Genomic DNA, 2649 nt, shown 5'->3' with positions numbered 1-2649 from the left:
CCGCCGCCAGCGACTCGGCGGCGTCGGGGGCGACGGCGGCGACGAACCCGGTACCCATGTTGAACGTGCGGTGCATCTCCGCGTCGGAGACGTTTCCCGCCGCCTGGACGAACTCGAACACCGGCTGGGGCTCGAACGGGTCGTCGACGACGTAGCGGTTCACGCCCAGCCGTTCGAGGTTACCCCAGCCACCGCCGGTGACGTGAGCCGCACCGCGAACGTCGTGGTCGCGCATCGGGTCGAGCAGGTCGGTGTAGATCCGCGTGGGTTCGAGCAACGCCTCGCCGAGCGTGTCGTACTCCCCGAACGGGCAGGGGTCGGTGTAGTCGTGATCCCGGGTGACGGCCTCACGCGCGAGCGTCAAGCCGTTGGAGTGTATCCCCGAAGAGCGCCAGCCGACGAGCGCGTCGCCCGGTTCGGCCGTCCCGTCGAAGACGGCGTCCTTGGCGGCGAGCCCGGCACACGTCCCGGCGAGGTCGAGCCCGCGGACGACCTCCGGCATCACCGCGGTTTCGCCGCCGACGAGCTCGATGTCGGCCCGGTCGGCGGCCGCGGCGAGCCCCTTGCCGACCTGCTCGGCGAACGTCTCGTCCGGCTCCTCGACCGCGAGGTAGTCGACGAACGCCACCGGGCGGACACCCGCGGCGACCAGATCGTTGACGTTCATCGCGATACAGTCGATCCCGACCGTCGAGTAGTCGGCGAGCGCCTCCGCGACGAGCAGCTTCGTCCCGACTCCGTCGGTCGCGAGCGCGAGATACCGGTCGCCGATATCGAGCAGCCCGGCGTAGTCGCCGTCGCCCTCCCCGACCATCCCGATCAGCGCGGCGGTCGCCGCCTCGCTCGCGTCGATATCGACGCCCGCGTCGGCGTACGTGAGTTCCTCGCCGTCGTTATCGGCCATACGCTCCTCGTAGCGCGCCGGAGCAAAAACACACCGCTTCGGGGCTCAGAACGGGCCGCCGAACCCCAGCCCGAACACGAACACCAAGACGACGGTGAGAAGCACCGAGGGAACGAACGCCGCGACCCACATGCCCTTGTGCCAGTCGAGGACAGTCTTCCCGTCGAGGGGGCCGTACGGGATCAGATTGAACGCCGCGAGAAAGACGTTGATCGCCATCCCTCGCTCGCCGACCAGCGTGACGACATCGTTACCGATCACGAGCCCGACGATCAGCACCGGGAGGAACGCGACGAGCAACACGAGGTTGACGACCGGGCCGGCGATCGCGATCCGGCCGTGTTCGGCCGCCGTCAGCCGGCCTCGGTGATGGACCGCGCCCGGGGCGGCGAAGATGAACCCGAGCAGGGCGCTCATCACCGCGAGAAACAGCATGCTCGTGTCCGCCCGGAACTCCGCGACCTGGTCGTAGCGGACGGCGACGACCTTGTGTGCCACCTCGTGTAGGAGGAACGCGACCCCGGCCGTGAGCAGGCTGACAGCGAGCGGGAGGACGACCCCCGCCGCGAGGAGCCGGTCGATGCCGGTCGTCCCCCCGACGAAGAACAGCATGAACGCCACGCCGAGCGCGAGCCAAGCGACGAGGAGGTCTCTGAGTTCGGTACCGCTGAAGTAGAGGCCGCCGATCCGGCGGCCGCGGAAGGTCGTGTTCGTTCCCATGGTATCAGGCGGATACCGCGGTTGCCAGGCCGCGGATCAGGTCGACGCTGTTTCGGGCCCCGTCGATCATCAGCCGGGTGACCTCGTCGAGGGAGCCGACCTCCGCGCCGAACATCGCCGGCAACACGTACACCGCGAACAGGAAGCTCGCGACGATGCTGCCGACGTTCGTCATCGCGACGACGACGATGAGCTTGAACAGCGGGACGTCGAGCATCGCGGAGACGAGATCGGAGGGTGCTCGGGTCTCATCGGACAACAACTCGTTGAGCGTCCCGATATCGCCGACGTTCACGGTGAGGTGTCGCAGCTCCATGTAGCCCGCGAACCACCCGGGCGCGAGCAGTGGGTTGATCGAGGTCATCCACGCGACCGCGCCGCCGACGCCTGCAGAGGACCAGCGCGCTCCGGCAAGTTTCGCGAAGCCGAACGCGAAGACGGCGTTGATGAGGAACCACGCGCCGAACAGTCGGAGGAGGAACTCGTTTCGAACGCCCGCCATCGCGAGCAGGACGAAGAACGTCACGAACGCGATCGCGATCCCGTACCCGATGATCTTCTTCCACGGGAGACCGCGACCGGACTCCCGCCCGACCAAGCTCTCCACCGGCGGGAGCGTCTCCGGGTTCGCGAGGTAGCGTTCGATCCCCGCACGATGACCCGCGCCGACGACGGCGACGACGTCGTGGCCGGCGTCCCGGAGCGCGACCAGCCGATGGGCGATGAATGCGTCACGCTCGTCGATGAGCGCCTCCGCGCCGCCCGGCGAGAACTGGCGGAACTCCTCCATCATCATCGTTACCACGTCGGTGTCGGTGAGCTGCTCCATGTCGAGCGATTCGATCCCGCCGTGGTCGCCCGATCGGTCGTCGCGACCGAGGACGCCGGCGACTCCCAACAGGGCGGCTGCGACGAGCCCGACACCGAGGCCGAGCAGGATGCCGAGCCCGAGACTGCCGACCGCGCGGACGGTGAACCCGCCGAGATACGTCGTGACGAGCCCGTCCGCGAACCCGAACGTCGCG

General features: G+C 68.6%; 3 protein-coding genes. All 3 read right to left on the bottom strand.

Going from position 1 to position 2649, the window contains the following annotated elements:
* A partial coding sequence (gene purM, locus ACFQEU_RS14260) for a phosphoribosylformylglycinamidine cyclo-ligase (RefSeq protein ID WP_379783232.1) occupies positions 1-904 on the bottom strand: 904 nt, incomplete at its 3' end.
* Positions 905-949: 45 nt separating this feature from the next.
* Entirely contained in the window at positions 950-1624 is a 675-nt protein-coding gene (locus tag ACFQEU_RS14255) for a metalloprotease (RefSeq protein WP_379783230.1), read from the bottom strand.
* Between the two features lie 4 nt (positions 1625-1628).
* Positions 1629-2649, bottom strand: a 1021-nt coding sequence (locus tag ACFQEU_RS14250) for a TraB/GumN family protein (protein ID WP_379783228.1), incomplete at its 5' end; no start/stop codon positions are given.

Source organism: Halorubrum tibetense (genome assembly GCF_042661865.1).
GTDB lineage: Archaea > Halobacteriota > Halobacteria > Halobacteriales > Haloferacaceae > Halorubrum > Halorubrum tibetense.
This window is presented reverse-complemented; position numbering and strand designations above follow the sequence as displayed.